This is a genomic window from Phytopseudomonas daroniae (genome assembly GCF_004327275.1).
GTDB lineage: Bacteria > Pseudomonadota > Gammaproteobacteria > Pseudomonadales > Pseudomonadaceae > Aquipseudomonas > Aquipseudomonas daroniae.
Genome location: NZ_QJUJ01000016.1, coordinates 1 through 18,836, shown reverse-complemented (window position 1 = coordinate 18,836; position 18,836 = coordinate 1). Strand labels below are relative to the sequence as shown.

Below are 18,836 nucleotides of genomic sequence, written 5' to 3'. Positions count from 1 at the left end.
TCGCCGCTTTCTGCCTTGCATGGCTCTAGCTCGCTAAATCGTGAGCATGCTCCTAGCGGAACATCGCGCTGATCGATTCCTCATTGCTGATGCGGCGTACCGCTTCAGCGACAACCGGCGCGATGTCCAGTTGACGAATACGCGAACAGGATTGCGCGGCGGCGGACAGCGGGATGGTGTTGGTCACCACCAGTTCGTCCAGTACCGAGTTCTCGATGTTCTCGATGGCGCGGCCCGACAGTACCGGGTGAGTCGCGTAAGCGAACACCTTGGCGGCGCCGTGTTCCTTCAGAGCCTTGGCCGCGTGGCACAGGGTGCCGGCGGTGTCGACCATGTCGTCGACCAGGATGCAGGTACGGCCTTCCACGTCACCGATGATGTGCATCACTTCGGAGTGGTTGGCTTTCTCACGACGCTTGTCGATGATCGCCAGATCCACGCCCAGGGACTTGGCCACGGCGCGAGCACGCACCACACCGCCAATGTCCGGGGAGACGATCATCAGGTTGTCGAAACGCTGATCTTCGATGTCGTCCACCAGTACTGGCGAACCGTAGATGTTATCTACCGGGATATCGAAGAAGCCTTGAATCTGATCCGCGTGCAGGTCGACGGTGAGAACACGGTCGATGCCTACGTTGGCGAGCATGTCGGCCACGACCTTGGCGCTGATTGCCACGCGGGCGGAACGCGGGCGGCGATCCTGGCGGGCATAGCCGAAGTAGGGGATGACTGCGGTGATTCGGGTAGCTGAGGAGCGGCGGAAGGCGTCGGCCATCACTACCAGTTCCATCAGGTTGTCATTGGTTGGCGCGCACGTCGGCTGAATCAGGAAGACGTCTTTACCGCGGACGTTTTCGTTGATTTCGATCATGATTTCGCCGTCGGAGAATTTTCCGACAGAGGCATCGCCGAGGGGGATGTGCAGCTGACGAACGATACGTCGCGCCAGATCGGGGTTAGCGTTCCCCGTAAAGACCATCATCTTGGACACGCGCAGTACCTGCCGGCTGAGGGTAACCTGGATGAGTATAAAAATGGCAGGGGCGGCTGGATTCGAACCAACGCATGCCAGGATCAAAACCTGGTGCCTTACCGCTTGGCGACGCCCCTGTATCGTGTGTGACGCAATGCTGCTCAATTCGGTATTACGAGCCACCCTTGGGTGGTTATGGCAGGGGCGGCTGGATTCGAACCAACGCATGCCAGGATCAAAACCTGGTGCCTTACCGCTTGGCGACGCCCCTGTAACGTATAACCGATGCTACGCATTTACTTCCTGACCAGTTCCTGAAGCCTGCGATGCAACATCGAAACGTTGGCACCTTGCGCAACAAAACTTGGCAGTGTGGCTGGAAGTTGGCGGGCGACTTTATCAGCATCGTCCCTGTTTGGGAAGCTCCCAAACACACAAGCTCCAGTGCCGGTCAATCTTGTTGGAACAAATTTGTTCAGCAAGATCAGGGCGTTACGAACTTCACTGTAACGCTTCTCGACGACCGACTGGCAGTCATTACGACCACCCCCCTCAAGAAGGCTGCGAACTTTAATGGGCGGCGTATCGCGTGTCAACTCAGGGTCGGAGAAAACTTCTGCTGTGCTGACAAGCACTTGCGGTACGGCGACGAGAAACCATGGCTCTGCCAGCTCGACCGGTGTGAGTTTCTCGCCAACGCCCTCGGCGAATGCTGCGCGGCCGCGTACGAATACCGGCACGTCGGCGCCCAGGCTCAGACCCAGCCCTGCCAGGCGATCCTCGCTCCAATCCAGTTGCCAGAGGTGAGCGAGGCCGAGCAGGGTGGTGGCGGCATCCGAACTGCCGCCGCCGATGCCGCCGCCCATGGGCAGGCGTTTATCCAGCCAGATGTCCGCGCCGAGACGCGTGTCGCTCTGTTCCTGCAGTTGCCGAGCGGCGCGCACAATCAGGTTGCTATCGTGGGGTACGCCATCGACCGCGGTGTGCAGGTGAATGACGCCATCGTCGCGCAGGGCAAAACCCAGCTCGTCACCGTGATCGAGAAATTGAAACAGGGTCTGCAGCTCGTGATAACCGTCTTCGCGACGGCCGAGGATGTGCAGCATCAGGTTGAGCTTGGCCGGAGCCGGCAGGATCAGTTCGGCGTGATCGGGGATGGCATGGGTCGTCATGGGGCTGTACTGATAACGGTGAAATTACGCTGATTATGCGTTGCCGCGGCAGATGATGCTGCAGGTTCTGGTGTTTTGTTGGGGGGGGCAACTTCAGGTGGATGGCGATGGTTCGTAGGGTGAATGACGCTCCACCCATCCACCATGAAGCCTACCAACCACCCGGCAACCTGACACCGTGCCCAATCGGAGGGAGCGGGGTGGGTTACTGGCCGAGCTGGCGCGGCTGCCAGTCCTTGATCACCAGAGTCACCTGGATGTCGTGACCCTCCAGGCGCAGGCGCTCGGGTAGCCAGTAGCCGTTCTGCTCGGCGTAGCGTGTGTAGCTGACTTCCCAGCCATCCTGGCTCAGTTGCGCCAGGCGACTGTCGCTGTCCAGCGTCAGGCGGCTTTTACTGTCCGGTGCGGGCAGGCCGCGAATCCACCAGAGCAGGTGGGACACCGGCAGGTTGAGGCCCAGTTGTTGTTGCAGGAGTTCTTCCGGCGATTCGGCCTGGTAGCGGCCCTGGTTGGCCACTTCCAGCTGCACGTCACCTGGGCGCCCGGTCAGGCGTGCGGCGCCGCGGCCCAGTGGACCGGACAGGCGAATGTCCGCGTAGTCCTGGCGTTGCAGCCAGAACAGCGTGCCGCTGCCGGAGTCGCGGGGGGCGCGGATGCCGACCTTGCCGTTGATCTGCCAGCCATCGAGGGTGCTGATCTGCTGCTTGTGCGCCTGCCAGCGAGCCGGATCGCCCTGGCCCTGTTCCACCGCTTCACGGGTGGACAGGCCGGAGCAGCCGGCGAGCAGGGTTACCAGGGCGAGTGCGAGTAAGGGGCGAAACTGCATCAGGGCCTCTCTGATCCGGTCAGGCGCAGCACGGTGCTGCGCAGAATTTCACTGTCGGGCTGTTCCTTCAGCGCGTCGCGCCAGATCTTTCTGGCCTCGCGCTGCTTGTTCTGAGCCCACAGGGTTTCGCCCAGGTGGGCGGCGACTTCATGATCCGGGAAGCGCTCGAATGCCTGGCGCAGCAGTTTTTCCGCTTCGGCCAGATTGCCCAGGCGGAAGTTCGCCCAGCCCAGGCTGTCGAGAATCGCCGGATCGTTGGGGTTGAGGGTGTGAGCCTGTTCGATCAGCTCCAGACCTTCCTGGTGGCGATCGGTACGGTCGACCAGGGTGTAGCCGAGGGCGTTGAGCGCCATGGCATTGTCCGGCTCACGGTCGAGAATGGTGCGTAGATCCTGCTCCAGCTGCTTCAGGTCGTTACGCGGTTCGGCCAGCATGGCGCGGGTGTAGAGCAGGTTCAGGTCGCCCGGATATTGCTTGAGCGCCTGCTGGATCAGCGTCCAGGCCTGGTCGGGCTGGTTCTGCTTGGACAGCGACTCGGCCTCGATCAGGTATAGCTGCAGCGCGTACTCCGGCTCGCTGTCGCGCGCTTCGGCCAGGTGCCTGGAGGCTTCGGCGCCACGGCCATTGGCGACGAGCAGATCGGTCATGCGTGCCTGGGCTGGCAAGTAATCGTTGCCGCCCCCGACCATGGAGTAGGCGAGCAGGGCTTCGTCCACTTCGCCCAGTGCTTCGTGGGCACGGCCCAGATTGTATTGGGCCGGGTCAACGTGAGCGTCGCGCGCGACCAGTTCTTCCAGGTAGACGATGGCTTCGCGCCAGGCTTCGGCTTCCAGGCAGACCAGCGCCAGGGAGAAACGCAGGTCGTCGTCTTCGGGAAACTGTTGCAGCAGCGAGGAGAATTCGCTGCGGGCGTCGTCCATGCGCCCCAGCTCGACCAACTGGCGGGCGTAGGTCAGGCGCAGGCGCTTGTCGTTGGGGCTCTGCTCGATGCCTTTCTTGAGCAGCGGCAGCGCTTCTTCGCCACGCCCCAGGCTTTGCAGCAGGCGCGCGTGCAGCAGCAGAGGAGCCGCCTGGTCATGCTTGGCGTCACTGTTCTCGAGCAGCTTCAGGGCTTCTTCGGGGCGGTCATCCTGCTGCAGGAGCAGGGCCTTGCCGAACAGCAACTGACCGTCGTTCGGGTATTTGCCGAGCAGGCGGTCGAAACTCTGCAGCAGGCCGGCGCGGGTGTCCGGATCGGTTTCCGCCGCCGACAGGGCGAGGAAATCGAAGTGCGTATTGCCCTGACGCTGAAGTACGCGCTCCATATACGTCATGGATTCGTCGTAGCGACCGGCGCGCGCCAGTTGCACGGCGGCGGCGCGTTGCGCATCGACGTTGGCTGGCGCGTTCTTGGCCCAGACCAGTGAGGTGTCCAGCGCTTCCTGATCGGCGCCCAGGTATTCGGCGATACGGAAGCCGCGCTCGGCGACGCCCGCATCCTGAGTCGAATTGGCCTGCTGGACGTAATTGCTCAGGGCGATATCGAAGCGATTGCGCTGGCCGGCCAGCTCGGCGGTCAGCAGTGCCAGCAGGGTTTCCTGGCTGAACGAACCGTACGCCTCAGGCGCCTCGGCCTGTGCTTCGTTGCCCGGCTCTTCCACGGGTACGTTACCGTCCGGTACGGACGGCGCAAAAGTCTGGCAACCACCCAAAAAGGCAAGGGCGGTCAGCAACGCGATGGGTCTATTCATAAGGGGAAATGCGACTAACCTGCGGTTTTGGCCATCATGACACAAGCCGTTGGGCAAGCCCATGGGGCAGGCCGTGTGCCCTGGCGATGTGAGGTTGGACTCTCTCAGTCGGCTACTGGTTGCATTCCCGGATGCTGTGCCTGGCTCAAGTCGTGGCGGATGTACTGGATAAGACCGCGTACGGCGGGTGTGATTCCGCGGTGGGCGGGAGTCAAGGCGTACAGAGTGCCTGAGGCCGGACGCTCCTGCGGGCAGGACGCCTGCAGGCTGCCACGCTGCAGGTCGTCGTGACAGGCGTGCAAGGGCAGGCAGGCCAGGCCGATGCCGGCACGGGCGGCGTTGAGCAGCGTTTGCAGGCTCGGTGAGCTGAACGCCGAGTTGTGCAGCGGTCGTTGGCCGTCGGCCAGCAGCCAGGGACGTGGCGACTGGGGCGTACCGAAGGCCAGCAGGTGCTGGTCGTCGACACTGTCCAGGCGCAAGGGGTGGCCGAGGCGTTCCAGCAACGCGGCATTGCCGACGATCACGTTTTGCAGGCGGGCGAGAGGGCGGGCGACGATATCGCTGCTGTTGCTCGGTGCTTCGTCCAGGCTCAGTGACAGATCCAGGCGCTGGGCGCTCAACTCGGTCTGCCCGTCCCTGTTGATCAGGGCGAAGCTGACTTTCGGGTGTCTGGCCTGAAAGCGGCCGAGCCGCTCGAGCAGCCAGTCACTGAAGATGGCGGGGGCGCACAGCTGGAGCAGCCCGCTCGGTGTGCCGTTGGCTTCCTGGGCCGTAGCTTCGGCCGCTTCGGCGGCGCTGAGCATATCCAGGGCGTGACGATAGATACGCTCGCCCAAGGCGGTCATGCTGAACGAACGGGTGCTGCGGTTAAGCAACTGCACCTGCAGGCGTTTCTCCAGCAGGATGATGCGCCGGCTGAGGCTGGATTTGGCGATGCCGGTGCGCTCGGCTGCAGCCGAGAAGCTACCTGCTTCGACCACGCAGATCAGCCAGTAGAGCTCGCCGAGGATGCTGGCTTGGGTTGCGGCCTTGAGTTGGGGTTTGTGGGACGCAGTGTTGTCGTGGGTGGAACGTTGCATCGTATTTACCTACATGACTTTGCGCTATCGTATTGCCCGCTTGACAGAGCGGCCTTTGCTGCAGCGGATGCGGCTTTTTCCAGCGGGGCGGATGGGCGGATTAATGATCGAGCGTATGCCGATCAATGTCGGGGGTAGGCGTAGTCATGCAGAACGGCTTTATTACTGCACCGCATATTCTGGTCATCGACGACTCTCCAGAAGAGCTTCGAGGCCTGATCGGATTACTGCGTCAACAGTCCTGGCGCCTGTCCCTGGCCAGTGATGCCCACCAGGGCTATCAGCGTGCCCTGGCCCTGAAACCAGACCTGATCCTGCTCGATGTGCGCATGCCCGGCATGGACGGCTTCACCTTGTGCCGCCTGTTGCGTGAGGCGCCGGCTACACGTCGGGTACCGGTGATCTTCCTGACGTCCGCCGGCGCGGTCGACGAACGGCTCGAAGGCCTGACGCTGGGCGGTGTCGATTACGTACTCAAGAGTTGCGAGCCCCAGGAAGTGCTGGCGCGTATCCGCATTCACCTGCAACTGGCCTGGCGCGAAACGTCGCTCGGCGCCGTTCCCTCTGCCGACGTGGAACCCGCCACTGACGCTGAGGTGCTGTTGCGCGCCGCCATGCGTCTGATCGCCCAGCACCTCGACGATATGCCCTCGCTGGCCGAGATCGCCCGTAAGGTCGGCACCCACGACAAGCGCCTGTCGGGTATCTTCCGCGAGCACCTGGGGATGACGGTATTCGCCTATATCCGCGAAGTACGTCTGAAGCAGGGGCTGGAATTGCTGGCCAATAGCGGCATGAGCATTCAGGACATCGCCGAACTGGTCGGCTTTCGCAGCGCCTGCAATTTCACCACGGCTTTTCGCGAGCGCATGGGCATGACGCCCAGCCAGTTCCGCCAGCAAGAACGGGCGCAGACGTGATGTCGTTTGCGCCTGGGTATCGATGAATGGACGTCGCGGGCGCGGTGCCGAGGTCATGAGTCGCTCGGTGCTGCTCGCCGTGCTGTTGCTGGGACTGTCGCCCGTCAATCTCGCCTCGGCCGCGACCTGCGATGCCGAGCTGGATCCTCCCATGCGCCTCTTCGAGGATCCTGCGGCGGGCTTGACCGCCGACCAGGTGCTGGCGTTGCCGGCGTCGGCCTTCGACGCCGCGAGCGCACAGCGCCTGACCCTCGAATACAGCCGCTCCGCCTACTGGTTGCGCTTCGAACTGGACAATCCCGGCGAGCACGAATGCCTGCGCTGGTTCACGGTGGGCGAGCCGCGCCTGCAGGACATCCAGGTGCATATCCGCCGTGGCGACGCCTGGCAGACGCTGCGCGGCGGCAGTGCCTACCCGCTGGAGCAATGGACGGTGGTGGATCGCCAGCCACGTTTTCCCATGACGCTGGCCGAGGGCGAGCGGGTCGATGTGCTGGTACGGGTGGCCAGCGACTCGCTGATCATCCTCGAACCGCGGCTGTGGTCGGACGAGCTGCTGCTGGAACGGCGCCAGTCCCTCTACCTGGCCGACGGCATCACCCTTGGCATCGTGCTGCTGGTGGTGCCCTTCAGCCTGATCCTCGGCCGGATCATGGCGACGCCATTGCTCATCGCCCATGCCGCGGCGGTACTGACCTATATCCTGTTCACCTGCGTGGTCAACGGTTACCTGATCCTCTGGCCCGCGGCGGTGCCCTGGACGCAGACGATCAGCACATGGCTCAGCATCCTCGCGTTCGCCTGTTTTCTCGGTTATGTCAGGCTGCTGCTCGGCGTTCGTCATCTTCCCAGGGGCTGGGGGCTTCTGTTCGGCCTGATCCTGCTCAGTTACATCGGCGGGCGAGTCTGGGACTGGCTGGGTCACGCCCCCGATGGACGCATCCATGTCGAGTGGACCTTGCGCCTGACCCTCTACCTGGTGCTGCCGGCCTCGCTGCTGGCGGCCTGGTTGCATGGCGTGAAGTTGCGCTGGATGGCCTGGGTGGTACCGGCGCTGTTCCTGGTGCAGTTCGCCGTGCGCCATCTGCTGTCGCTGGATCGGCTCGTGCCCTGGCAGTCTCGGGACAGTTTCCTCAGCCTGGCGTCGACCCTGCCCGGCGTGTTGCTGCTGGTCTGCACCCTGGTCACCGAGGTCGTTCTCGTCCGGCGCCGGGAGCAGCGCGCCCTGAGCGAGCTCGACGAGCAGCGTCAGGCCGAGCACGAGCGCCTGGAAAGCACGGTGGCGACGCGCACCGCGCAGCTGCGCGAATCGCTGCGAGCGCGCAGTTCGCTGATGGCGCGGATCAGTCACGATCTGCGTTCGCCACTGGTCAGCATCATCGACTACGCGCGCCTGCTGCGCAGCCAGCCGCAACCCGACTACCCGCACAAGATCGAGCGCAGCGCACGCCAGCAACTGGAATTGATCGACGAGCTGCTGGAGTTTTCCCGGGGTGAGTTGCAGCAACTGGAGCTCACCCTGGCGCCGGGCTACCTCTATGGCTTCCTGCGCGAGGTGGAGGAGGAGGGGCGTTTTCTCGCCACGCGCCAGGACAACCATTTCGAATGCCTGTTCGCCGCGGATCTACCGGCTATCGTGCAGGCGGATTTCCGCCGCTTGCGCCAGGTATTGCTCAATCTGCTGGGCAATGCCGCCAAGTTCACCCGCCATGGGCGCATCACCCTGGAGGTCAGCAGCGTGCCCGGGGCGGTCGGCGAATGCGTGGAGCTGTGTTTCCGGGTCAGCGACAACGGTATCGGCTTCGCCCCGAGCGAGCGGGACAACCTGTTGCAACCCTTCCGCCGCGGCAGCAACGTCGGCCAGATCCAGGGTAGCGGCCTGGGCCTGTCGATCGTGGCGCAGCTGCTGGGCCATATGGGCAGCGAACTGGAGATCGACAGCCTGGAGCAGGGCGGCAGCCGTATCGGTTTCCGCCTGCGCCTCACGCCGGCCAGCGAGCACGAGCTGGACATTGGGCTGCGCGACAGTCATGCCGGGGTCGCACCGCAGGAGAGCCACTGCATCCTGCTGGTCGACGACGTCGCCTTGAACCGTGAGTGGCTGTACGACCTGTTGAGTGGCTATGGTTTCGATGTGCTGCTGGCCGCGGACGGTCAACAGGCGCTCGAGTTGCTCGAACAGCAGGCGGTCGATCTGGTGATGACCGATCAGATGATGCCGGTCATGGATGGCTGGATCCTGTTGCAGCGCTTGCGCAGCGAGCGGCCGGGGTTACCCGTGCTGCTCTATTCGGCAACGCCGGCACGGCATCCGGCGCACCTGCCGGCCGATCTGGCATTCGATGGCGAGATACTCAAACCGGCCAATACCGGCCAACTGCTGGATCGTATCGGTGCTTTGCTGCCCGCGAATGCGCCGGGCGGCGGCGATGAAGCGGCGGGCGCCAAACCGGCTGCCAGGATCTGTTGAGGTTTCCGCACGACCGCGCCGGAGCCCTGCGGCGTGCGCTGAAACGTCAACAGACCCGAGCTCATGGTGCCCATGTTCCGACAGGGTGATTGCGTTATCTTATGGAGCCTGTGCGTCCTCGGCCTTTGCTGGGGCGGACGGTGTTTTGGCCGGCACGGATGAAAGGCGGGAAAAGTCGACGACAGCGAGCCTCCGATCTACCCGGGAGCGTTCGATTCGTATAAGAACAACGAGGTCAGCCGTGCTGTTCATCATCGTACGCCGGAGCATCTGCCGCGCAGGTTCGCTCTGGCTGTTGTCCCTGGCCGGGCCGACATTGGCGACGCCATTGCCCGACGATTCCGTCTGGCTGCTCGACGCGATCAACGTCAGCGCCCGCCATCGTGAAGAGCCGGCGCAGCAGGTGCCGATCGCCATCGATGTGCTGGATGACGAGCAACTCGGCGGCGCCGGCCTGTACCGGGCCGAGACGCTGGCGCAGCGCATCCCCGGTCTGATGTTGACGGCGCTCAATCCGCGCTATGCCGCTTACGGTATCCGGGGCCTGGGATCGAGTTCGGCGAACGACGGGCTCGACGGTAGCGTGGCGGTGTTCGCCGATGGCGTGTACCTGGGACGCCAGGGCATGTCGCTGCTCGATTTCGGCGATATCGAGCGGGTCGAGGTGCTGCGCGGGCCGCAGGGGACGCTGTATGGCAAGAACTCCACCGCCGGCGCCATCAATCTGCTGAGCCGGGTACCGAGCTTCGTCAGCGAAGGGCGCGCTGAGGTGAGCCTGGGCCAGGACGGTCTGCGTCAGTATCGCGCCAGCATCTCCGGTCCGTTGGTCGAGGGCGTGCTGGCGGCACGCCTGAGTGCTTATGACCTCGTGCGTGACGGCGCCATCGACAATCGCTACAACGGCGAAACCCTCGGCGAGGAGGATCGCCAGGGGTTGCGTGGCCAGTTGCTGTGGAAGCCCGGCGAGCGTTTCAGCGCCCGGCTGATCGCTGAGTACGCCGGCCAGGACGAAAGCGCCGTGCTCACCGCCAGCCAGTTCAGTACGGCGACCCGCCAGCGCGCGGCTTACCTCGGTTACCCGCTGTTGCCGGTCGCCCCCTATGCCCGGCGTGTACAGCACAACGAGGCCAACGACCTGGAAACGCTGCAGCGCGCGCTGACCCTGCAACTCGATGGCGAACTGGACAACGGCATGACTCTGACCAGCATCAGCGGTTATCGCGACTGGGTCTACGATGGCGAGCAGGACGCCGACGGCACGGCATTGTCCGTGGCCCGTTCCGCGGCCCGGCTCGATCATCACCAGTTCAGCCAGGAGCTGCGCCTGGCGCAGGCGTTCGGCGAGCGGTTCGATTACGTGCTGGGCCTGTACTACCTGCGTCAGCGCCTGCAGCGCCAGGTCAATGTGGCTTTTGGCGGTGATGCGGCGGCGTACTTTCTCGGCGATCGCCCGGAGACCGCCCAGCTCGGCATCACGCCGGCGATGATTCCGCCATCGCTGTTGCAGGGCGCGCGCCAGCGCTTCGAGGGCGAGCAGCATAGCGACAGTCAGGCGTTGTTCGGCCAGTTCACCTGGCGCCCCAGCGAGCGCCTGGCCATCACCCCGGGCCTGCGTTACACCCGCGAGCGCAAGCGCGCCAGCATTACCCGTGCGGTGTCAGGCCTGGCGCCGCTGGGGCCGGATCCGGTGTCGCAGCTCGGGGGCGCGCTGCTGCGCGATATCACCCTTGGCAGGGACTATGCCCGCCGCAATCGGCTCGAAGAGCACAATCTGTCCGGCCAGCTGGCGTTCAGCTATGCATTGAGCGAGGGCGTGGTCGGCTATGCCAGCTGGTCGCGGGGCTACAAGGCCGGCGGCATCAACCTCGACGTGACCAGCGCGCATGTCGCCCCGGTGTTCGGCAGCGAGCGGGCGACTTCGCTCGAGGTCGGCCTCAAGAGTCTCTGGTGGCAGGAGCGGCTGGCGCTCGACGTGGCGCTCTATCAGACCGACGTCGATGACTACCAGGCGCTGAGCAACAGCGCGCCGGCCAACGATCTCTCCCCACCCCTGCGCGATAACCTGATCAACGTCGGTCGGGTGCGCTTGCGTGGCGTGGAACTCGACGGGCGTCTGCGGGCCAGTGAGCGGGTGCAGTTGCGCCTGGGCATCGCCTGGAGCGATGCCCGCTATCGCTCGTTCGACAACGCCCCCTGTGCCCCGGAAAGCGGGCAGTGGTCGTGCGACCTGGCGGGCAAGCGCTTGTTCAACGCGCCACGCTGGAGCACCACGGCGGGGCTGGATTACCGGCGTCCGCTGGAACACGGCCTGGAGCTGCTCGCGGCGCTGGATCACAGCTGGCGCAGCGGCTACTACGGCGTGCTGGAAAGGGGCGCCGGCAGTTACCAGTCGGCTTACGGGGTGAGCGATCTGCGCCTCGGCATGGGCCGTGCGGATCAGCGCTGGGCCGTCGATCTGTGGGCTCGCAACCTGTTCGATCAGCGTTATGTCAGTGCCGTCTACGCCACCCTGGGCTCTGGCGACTACGCCGTGCTGCCGGGCGACGCGCGCACCCTCGGCGTGACCTGGCGCGGGCGTTACTGATCGGGCCACGCCGCTTCCGCCCCGGCCGCGGTGCAGGCTCGAACCGCCCGTTGGGGCAAACCCCGGACGGCGCCGCGTTCGCGCCCGTAGCCACGCTGAGGTGATCCCGGGACTGTTCGCCCCGGCGGCATCGAACGCTTGGGGAAAGTTCCCTTCCTCCACTCGATCGCGCGGCGTCCAGCACGTGCGCGCCAGGCTTTTGCCATCCGCTGCGGCAAAGGTGCTCGTTGCGCCGGGGCCTGCTTCCTTCTGCGTTTCAGCCCGGCCCGGCGATGGCCGACCTTTGCCGGGGCGCCATTTCGTTGCCTGAGCGAGACGCAGATTCCCGGCCGAAGCTCTTCTTCTGCCGCGCGGCGCTCCCTACATTGCCTGCCGTTCAGGAGGGTTCCTGCGGTGTGGCTGGCATTGTGAGGGAGAGGGCCCATGGGCCAGGGAAAGGCTGCCGCGCTCCGCTCGGTCACTTGCCTCTGCCAATTGTCCTGGCCTGCCGCCACTCACCCTTCTTGCCGTTTTTCGCGGGCGCCTGATGCCCACCTCCGGTGGCCGTACGGCGCCCCGGGCCGGCCTGGCGACATCGCCCATACCCAACGCCCCAGCCCAGTGCCGGGAACACATCATCGAGCACTCAGACCGCTTAGAGGACGTCATGCACATAGAATCCCCGTTCGCCAAACTTGCCCTCGCCATCTGCATCGGGCTTGCGCCCGTGGCGGTAACCGCTGCCGAACGGCAGGACAACCTGCTCGCCGTGGTGCAGGAGACCCTCGAGTTAAATCCCGAGCTGCAGTCGCGCCTGGAGGCCTTCTATGCGTCGACCGAAGACCGTCGTGAGGTGTTCGGTGGTTATCTGCCCTCGGTCGATCTGAGCGCCTCGGCTGGCCAGGCCAATCGGCAGTTCGACCGCCGTAGCGATTATTCGCGCAACTATGCGGAAATCTCCCTGACCCAGATGCTGTTCGACGGTTTTCGTGTGCGCAATCGCCTGAACCGTTTTGAGCACACCAGTCGGGTGCGCTACTACGAACTGCTGGACGAGGTCGAGAACAAGACCCTGGAAGCCAGCGAGGCCTATCTCGGCGTGCTGCGCCACCGCGAACTGGTGGTTCTGGCGCAAAAAAACGTGGCCAACCACCTGCGCACCAGCGAGCACGTCGAGCAGCGCGCCGGTTCTGGCGTCGGCAACCGCGCTGACCTGCAGCAGATCGAAGGGCGCCTGTCGCTGGCGCGAACCAACCTAATGACCGAGATCGCCAATCTGCAGGGCGTCACCGCGCGCTTCCAGCGCTTGGTCGGGCAGGCCCCGGGCGAGAATCTCGAATCGGTGTCGCTGCCCGAGGGGCGGATTCCGGCCGCTCTGGAGAACGTGCTGCGCACTGGTTACTCCAACAACCCGGCGTTGTATGCGGCGTTTGAGAATACCCAGGCCGCCGAGTCGGCCCTAGAGGAAACCAAGTCCAGCCGCTACCCGACCTTCGAGCTGGGCATGCGCCAGGGCATCTACAAGAACAACAACAGTTTCGATAATCGTACCGACCCCGATTCGTACGGCAGCGAGAACATCATCGAAGTGCGCGCGCGCTACAACCTGTTCCGGGGCGGCAGCGATCGCGCCGCCGAGCGTGCTGCCTACCGCCGTATCAACCAGGCCGAGAGCCTGCGTGACAAAGCCTGTGTCGACCTGCGGCAGACCGCGACCATTGCCTATACCGATGTGCTCAACCTGAACCAGCAGCGAACCTCCCTGGAGGCCCATCGTAAAGCCTCGGCAAGTGTGGTGCAGGCCTATCGCGAGCAGTTCGATATCGGCCGCCGTTCGCTGCTCGACGTGCTCGACTCCGAGAACGAGGCCTTCCAGGCCGAGCGCGCTGGCGTGAATGGCGACTTTGACCTGCAGATCGCCAAGATTCGTACCCTGCACAGCATGGGACAACTGCTGCAGAGCTTGTCGGTGTCCAGTGCCAGTATCCCGACCCTGGAGGACAGCCTCTCCGGCGATGTCGCGGTCGCTTCCAGCCGCTACTGCGCGACGGTTGCCGATGCGCAGTTGAACATCGGCCGCTACACCCAGGAGAGTATGGCCGAGGAAACCATCGAGCTGTCCGGCGACGCCCTGTTTGATGTCGGCAGTCCGATGATAAAGGTCGACTCGCGGGCGCGTTTGCAGCGCTTCGTCGACACCCTGGGTGGCACCGAGCTGCGTGCGATCAGCGTCGTTGGGCACACCGACGATACCGGCAGCGATGTGCTGAACCGCGAGTTGTCGCTGGCCCGCGCTACGGCGGTACGCGATTTTCTGGTGGAAAACGGGGTACGTGCACAGATCATCTCCACCTCGGGTGTCGCCGCCGACCAGCCGATCGCCAGTAACGCCACTGCTGAGGGGCGTTCGGCCAACCGCCGGGTGGCGCTGCACGTCAAGCGTGCCGAGTAACCCATAGATTAAGTGGGGAGGCGACCGGCCTTTCCGCGCCATTTCCTTCGATTGCCAGGATGTCATGGACGTACTTTCCGATGATCCCTTGAGTGCCTGCCTGCTGTGGTTGGCCGACGCTCATGGCATGGCCACTTCCCGCGATGCCTTGGTGGATGGCCTGCCACTGGTGGCCGGGTGTCTCTCACCGGCCTATGTCGCGAGAGCGGCCGAGCGCGTCGGCATGAGTGCCAGCCTGGCGCGGGTGGTACTGGGACGAATCACCCCGACTCTTTTGCCGTGCATCCTGCTGCTGGACGGCAACCGTGCTTGCCTGTTGCAGTCGCTGGATCTGCAGGCGGGTACGGCTCATGTCCTGCTTCCGGAACTGGGCATGCAGGGCGAGGAGCTGGCACTGGAGGAGCTGGCGGCGCGCTACAGCGGGCTGGCCATATACTGCCGCCGGGCGTTCAGCCTGAACCAGGCCGAGCGCGGTGACAAGGGAGACGATCCGCTGCGCGAACACTGGTTCTGGAGTGCGATCAAGGCCAACCGGCGGGTTTACCGTGATGTGCTGGCTGCGGCGTTTTGCATCAACCTGTTTGCCCTGGTCATGCCATTGTTCGTGATGAACGTGTACGACCGGGTGGTGCCCAACCAGGCCACCGATACCTTGTGGGTACTGGCCATCGGTGCACTGCTGGTGATCTGTGCCGACCTGGTGCTGCGCCTGTTGCGCAGCTGGTTCGTCGAGCTGGCGGCGCAGCGTGCCGACATCCTGTTGTCAGCACGGATCATGGAACGCATCCTCGGCATGCGCCTGGAGCACAGCCCGCAGTCGGTGGGCTCGTTCGCCTCCAGTGTCAACGCCTTCGAGTCAGTGCGCTCGTTCATCGGCTCGATGGTGATCGCCGCGTTGATCGACCTGCCGTTCTTCCTGCTGTTCATCCTGATCATCGCCATCATCTCGCTGCCGATGGCGGTGCCGGTGCTGGTCGGCGCGTTACTGGTGATCGGCTATGCACTGTCGGTACAGGGCCGGCTGCGCAAACTCTCGGAAATTTCCAGCCAGGCCAGCGCGCAGCGCAGTTCGGGGCTGATCGAAAGTCTCGGTGCGGCGCAGACACTGAAGAGCTTCAACGCCACCAGCCGCATGCAGACCCGCTGGGAGCAGGCCACTCAGTTCCTTTCCGGTTGCACCGGCAAGCAACGCCTGCTCGGTGGCTCGGTTGGTGCCGGAGCCTCCTGGGTTCAGCAGGTGGTGGCCGTCAGCATGCTGATCGTCGGCGTCTACCTGGTGATCGACGGGCAGATGAGCCAGGGGGCGCTGATCGCTGCCTACATGCTGTCGTCACGGGCCATGGCACCGGTATCGCAGACCGCCTCGCTGTTGACCCAGTACCACCAGGCAGCCACCGCCCTCGGTTCACTGGAGCAGATCATGGACAACGAGCAGGAGCGCCAGCCTGGCAAGCAGTTGGTGAGCCGGCCAAAGCTGCGCGGCGAGATCGAACTGCGTAACCTCACTTTCGCCTACCCGGGCGAGCAGCGCCCGGCGCTGGACGGGGTTTCCCTGCATATCCGTGCTGGCGAGCGAGTTGGCATCCTCGGCTGCGTCGGCTCCGGCAAGAGCACCCTGGAGAAGCTCATTCTCGGTCTCTACCGACCCACTGCCGGCAGCGTGCTGATCGACGGTCTGCACCTGGAGCAACTGGATATCGCCGAACTGCGCCGCAACATCGGCTACATCCCCCAGGACATCCAACTGCTCAGCGGCAGTGTGTACGACAACGTCACTCTGGGCATCGACCACCCCGAGCGGGAGCGACTGCACCAGGCGATCCATATCTCCGGGCTGAAGAATCTGGTCGGCGAACATGCCGATGGCCTGGCGATGCCGGTGGGCGAGGGGGGCCGGCGGTTGTCCGGCGGCCAGCGCCAGGCCGTCGCGGTGGCCCGGGCGGTGATGCCTGATAGCTCGATCCTGCTCTTCGACGAGCCGACCAGCGCCATGGACAGCCAGTTGGAGGCGCATGTCAGCCAGGCCCTCAGCCATTTTAGCCAGGGGCGTACGCTCTTGCTGGTCACTCATCGCACCAGCCTGCTGCACATGGTTGAGCGGTTAGTGATAGTCGATGCCGGGCGGATCATTGCCGACGGGCCCAAGCAGAGCGTACTGCAGGCCCTAGAGCGTGGCAGCATCAAAAGGAGCGCCGTATGAGCAGCGCGCCGCGGACTCCACCGAGCGAAGAGACCATGCTCGAACGTAAGGCCTTCGAGCGCCTGAGCCTGTTGTCGGCGGACGGGTCGTTCATCGACCGCCTGTTTCGGCGTTTCTTCGCCGCTTTCTCCGGCTCCAGCAGGGATTGGCGGATGGAGGCCGCGCAGACTGTCGAGGGCCAGCGTGAGCTGCGTGCCCGCGCTCTGCTGTACGCCATCGTCTTGATCTTCTTGCTGCTGTTGGTCTGGGCGGCTTTTGCCAGTATCGACGAAGTGACTCGGGGTGAGGGCAAGGTGATTCCCTCGCAGCAGTTGCAGGTGATCCAGTCGGTGGACGGTGGAGTGGTCGAGGAAGTGTTCGTCCGCGAGGGCGACAAGGTGGAGAAGGATGCCCTGCTGGTGCGCATCGACCCGACCCGCTTCGTCGCCAGCTTCCAGGAAGGCAGTGTCAAGGCCTTCGCCCTGCGTGCCAAGGTCGAACGGCTCAATGCACTGATTGACGAGACGGTCTATGCACCGAAGTACGAGCAGTCGCTGAACAGCGAAGAACTGGCCGTGGTTGCCCAGGAGCGTGGCTTCTACCAGGAAAGTGTCAAGGAACTGGAGCAACGTCTGTCCATTGCCCGCGAGCAGCACAGCCAGCGCCAGCGCGAACTGGACGAGACGCGAGCGCGCCTGCACGCGGCGGATCAGGCTTATATCCTGTCCTCCCGCGAGCTGGAAGTCACCCGGCCGTTGCTGCGCTCGGGTGCGGTGTCCGAGGTGGACATCCTGCGCCTGGAGCGTGACCAGTCCGCCGCCGATGGCGAGCGCCGCCAGGCGTCGGCCCGGGTTCGGCAGATCCAGGCCGGTGTGCAGGAAGCCGAAGCCCGTATCGCCGAGGTGGCGCACAGTATGCGCAACCAGTGGCGTTCGGAGCTCGGCGAGGCGAGCGCCCAGCTCAACAGCCTGGATCGCAACGTGCTCGGCCTGGCCGACCGGGTCAAGTATTCGGAGATTCGCTCGCCGGTAAAGGGCACCGTGCAGCGCATGCTCTACAACACCATCGGCGGTGTGGTGCAGCCCGGCCATGCGGTGTTGGAGATCGTCCCGGCCGACGACCGTCTGCTGGTCGAGGCGAAGATTTCGCCGAAGGATATTGCCTTCCTGCATCCAGGACTGCCGGCCACCATCAAGCTGCATGCCTACGATTTTTCCATCTACGGCGGCATGTCGGCGACATTGCAGCACATCAGCGCCGACACCATCACTGATGAGCGCGACAACACCTATTACCTGGTTCGTGCCATGACCACCGATACCGAGTTCGCCCGCAAGCTGGCGGTGATCCCCGGCATGACCGCGCAACTGGACATCCTGACCGGCAAGAAGACTGTGCTGGCCTACCTGCTCAAACCCATCCTGCGCGCCAAGGGCAATGCCCTGAGCGAGCGCTGATACTTTTGGAGTCGCCCAGGGTTCCGGCCCGGCGGCATGCAATCTCATAGCGAGGTCGACATGAACACTTCGGCAACCGTTGTAGCCCTGACAGGCCAGGCCTGGGCGCAGAGCGCCAATGGCGAGCGTCGCGAACTGCATGCGGGCGACCGCCTGCAGGGCGATGAAATCCTGATCACCGCACCTGGCGTCCAGGTTGACCTGGACTTCGGTGACAACCGCGTATTGAGCCTGGTCGGCGAACAGGATGTAACGCTCGACGAGTCGGTCGCCGAGGTTCGTGCGGCGCAGCCAGTCCAGCCGCTGGAGCAATCACGCGTGCAAACGCAGGCGACCGCAGGTCAGGGCGAGATTGGCGCTGAGCCTGTTGCGGAAGGTCACGGCTTCGTGCAACTGGTGCGCATCGGCGAGATCATCGAGGCAGATGGCGTCACCCCGCTGACCCTGGCGCGTATCCGCGAAGTGTTGCGGCCGCTGGGCATGAGCCTGCCGGATCGCGAGTTCGGGAATGACGAATGGCGTGAACATCGTGGCGGAGACCACGATGAAAGTGGCCCAGCCTCGCGTGCTCCGGGGTTGACCATCGAACTGCAAGGGGCCGGTTCGGACGGTGTCTACAACGAGGCCGAGATCGGCCCTGATGGTACGGTAACGGCCGTCGTCAGCCTCGACGACAAGGTTCGCGAAGGCGATCGACTGGTGATCAAGGATGGCGACGGAAATGTGCTGCTCGACCGGCCGGTAACCGCCGTGGATCTGCGCGATGGCGTACCGGTCGAGGTGCCGGTCGTGCCGGGGCAGAGCGAAGTGAGGGTCGAGGCCATCATCACCACGCCGCAAGGCTTCAGCGGTTCGAGCCGCGATGACAAACCGGTGGACAACGATGTCCCTGGCGTCACCGTCGAATTGCAGGGCGCCGGCCCGGACGGGGTGTACAACGAAGTTGAGATCGGCCCGGACGGCAGTGTTCCGGCGTTGGTTACCCTGGATGACAAGGTCAAGGTCGGCGACA

The 18,836-nt window shown here is 64.3% G+C and carries 12 protein-coding genes and 2 tRNA genes; 7 read left to right on the top strand and 7 right to left on the bottom strand.

The features are described from left to right. Positions 1-52: 52 nt before the first annotated feature. From DNK10_RS24780 to DNK10_RS24750, 7 genes are all read right to left on the bottom strand, one after another. Positions 53-994, bottom strand: coding sequence for a ribose-phosphate pyrophosphokinase (locus DNK10_RS24780; RefSeq protein WP_131182144.1), 942 nt, complete (start codon positions 992-994; stop codon positions 53-55). Between the two features lie 44 nt (positions 995-1,038). Beyond that, positions 1,039-1,113 (bottom strand) — tRNA-Gln (locus DNK10_RS24775). 59 nt (positions 1,114-1,172) lie between these two features. Continuing rightward, positions 1,173-1,247 (bottom strand) — tRNA-Gln (locus DNK10_RS24770). 25 nt (positions 1,248-1,272) lie between these two features. After that, positions 1,273-2,148, bottom strand: coding sequence for a 4-(cytidine 5'-diphospho)-2-C-methyl-D-erythritol kinase (gene ispE, locus DNK10_RS24765; RefSeq protein ID WP_131193389.1), 876 nt, complete (start codon positions 2,146-2,148; stop codon positions 1,273-1,275). Between the two features lie 205 nt (positions 2,149-2,353). After that, entirely contained in the window at positions 2,354-2,974 is a 621-nt protein-coding gene (gene lolB / locus DNK10_RS24760; RefSeq protein WP_131182146.1) for a lipoprotein insertase outer membrane protein LolB, read from the bottom strand. Next, a complete protein-coding gene (locus DNK10_RS24755) occupies positions 2,974-4,704 on the bottom strand; it encodes a tetratricopeptide repeat protein (RefSeq protein ID WP_131193388.1) in 1,731 nt (576 codons plus the stop codon). Before DNK10_RS24755 ends, lolB begins: the two co-directional genes overlap by 1 nt. Positions 4,705-4,808: 104 nt before the next feature. Next, positions 4,809-5,783 (bottom strand): LysR family transcriptional regulator, encoded by a 975-nt coding sequence (locus DNK10_RS24750; protein WP_131182148.1) that lies wholly within the window; start codon positions 5,781-5,783, stop codon positions 4,809-4,811. A 146-nt stretch (positions 5,784-5,929) separates the two neighbouring features. On the opposite strand from DNK10_RS24750, the gene DNK10_RS24745 reads away from it, so the two are divergent. The 7 genes from DNK10_RS24745 to DNK10_RS24715 form a co-directional block, all read left to right on the top strand. Beyond that, complete coding sequence (locus DNK10_RS24745) at positions 5,930-6,703, top strand: response regulator transcription factor (protein ID WP_131193387.1); 774 nt, start codon at positions 5,930-5,932, stop codon at positions 6,701-6,703. Between the two features lie 22 nt (positions 6,704-6,725). Beyond that, positions 6,726-9,173 carry a hybrid sensor histidine kinase/response regulator gene (locus tag DNK10_RS24740; RefSeq protein ID WP_131193386.1) on the top strand — a complete coding sequence of 816 codons (2,448 nt, stop codon included), beginning with the start codon at positions 6,726-6,728 and terminating at the stop codon, positions 9,171-9,173. Between the two features lie 241 nt (positions 9,174-9,414). Beyond that, positions 9,415-11,757 carry a TonB-dependent receptor gene (locus DNK10_RS24735; protein WP_244216320.1) on the top strand — a complete coding sequence of 781 codons (2,343 nt, stop codon included), beginning with the start codon at positions 9,415-9,417 and terminating at the stop codon, positions 11,755-11,757. Positions 11,758-12,403: 646 nt separating this feature from the next. Continuing rightward, positions 12,404-14,188, top strand: a complete 1,785-nt coding sequence (locus DNK10_RS24730; RefSeq protein WP_165496032.1) for a TolC family outer membrane protein — start codon at positions 12,404-12,406, stop codon at positions 14,186-14,188. A gap of 64 nt (positions 14,189-14,252) precedes the next feature. Further along, on the top strand, positions 14,253-16,388 hold the full coding sequence (locus DNK10_RS24725; protein ID WP_131193383.1) for a type I secretion system permease/ATPase: 2,136 nt from the start codon (positions 14,253-14,255) through the stop codon (positions 16,386-16,388). After that, a complete protein-coding gene (locus tag DNK10_RS24720) occupies positions 16,385-17,824 on the top strand; it encodes an HlyD family type I secretion periplasmic adaptor subunit (RefSeq protein WP_208738869.1) in 1,440 nt (479 codons plus the stop codon). The genes DNK10_RS24725 and DNK10_RS24720 overlap by 4 nt, the downstream gene beginning before the upstream one ends. Before the next feature lie 60 nt (positions 17,825-17,884). Further along, positions 17,885-18,836: hypothetical protein (locus tag DNK10_RS24715; RefSeq protein WP_131193382.1), on the top strand; the 952-nt coding region annotated here is incomplete at its 3' end.

Coding starts and splice junctions, on each gene's coding strand:
- ispE (WP_131193389.1), bottom strand. CDS start 2,148: ATGACGACCCATGCCATCCCCGATCACGCCGAACTGATCCTGCCGGCT.
- lolB (WP_131182146.1), bottom strand. CDS start 2,974: ATGCAGTTTCGCCCCTTACTCGCACTCGCCCTGGTAACCCTGCTCGCC.
- DNK10_RS24755 (WP_131193388.1), bottom strand. CDS start 4,704: ATGAATAGACCCATCGCGTTGCTGACCGCCCTTGCCTTTTTGGGTGGT.
- DNK10_RS24750 (WP_131182148.1), bottom strand. CDS start 5,783: ATGCAACGTTCCACCCACGACAACACTGCGTCCCACAAACCCCAACTC.
- DNK10_RS24745 (WP_131193387.1), top strand. CDS start 5,930: ATGCAGAACGGCTTTATTACTGCACCGCATATTCTGGTCATCGACGAC.
- DNK10_RS24740 (WP_131193386.1), top strand. CDS start 6,726: ATGAATGGACGTCGCGGGCGCGGTGCCGAGGTCATGAGTCGCTCGGTG.
- DNK10_RS24730 (WP_165496032.1), top strand. CDS start 12,404: ATGCACATAGAATCCCCGTTCGCCAAACTTGCCCTCGCCATCTGCATC.
- DNK10_RS24725 (WP_131193383.1), top strand. CDS start 14,253: ATGGACGTACTTTCCGATGATCCCTTGAGTGCCTGCCTGCTGTGGTTG.
- DNK10_RS24720 (WP_208738869.1), top strand. CDS start 16,385: ATGAGCAGCGCGCCGCGGACTCCACCGAGCGAAGAGACCATGCTCGAA.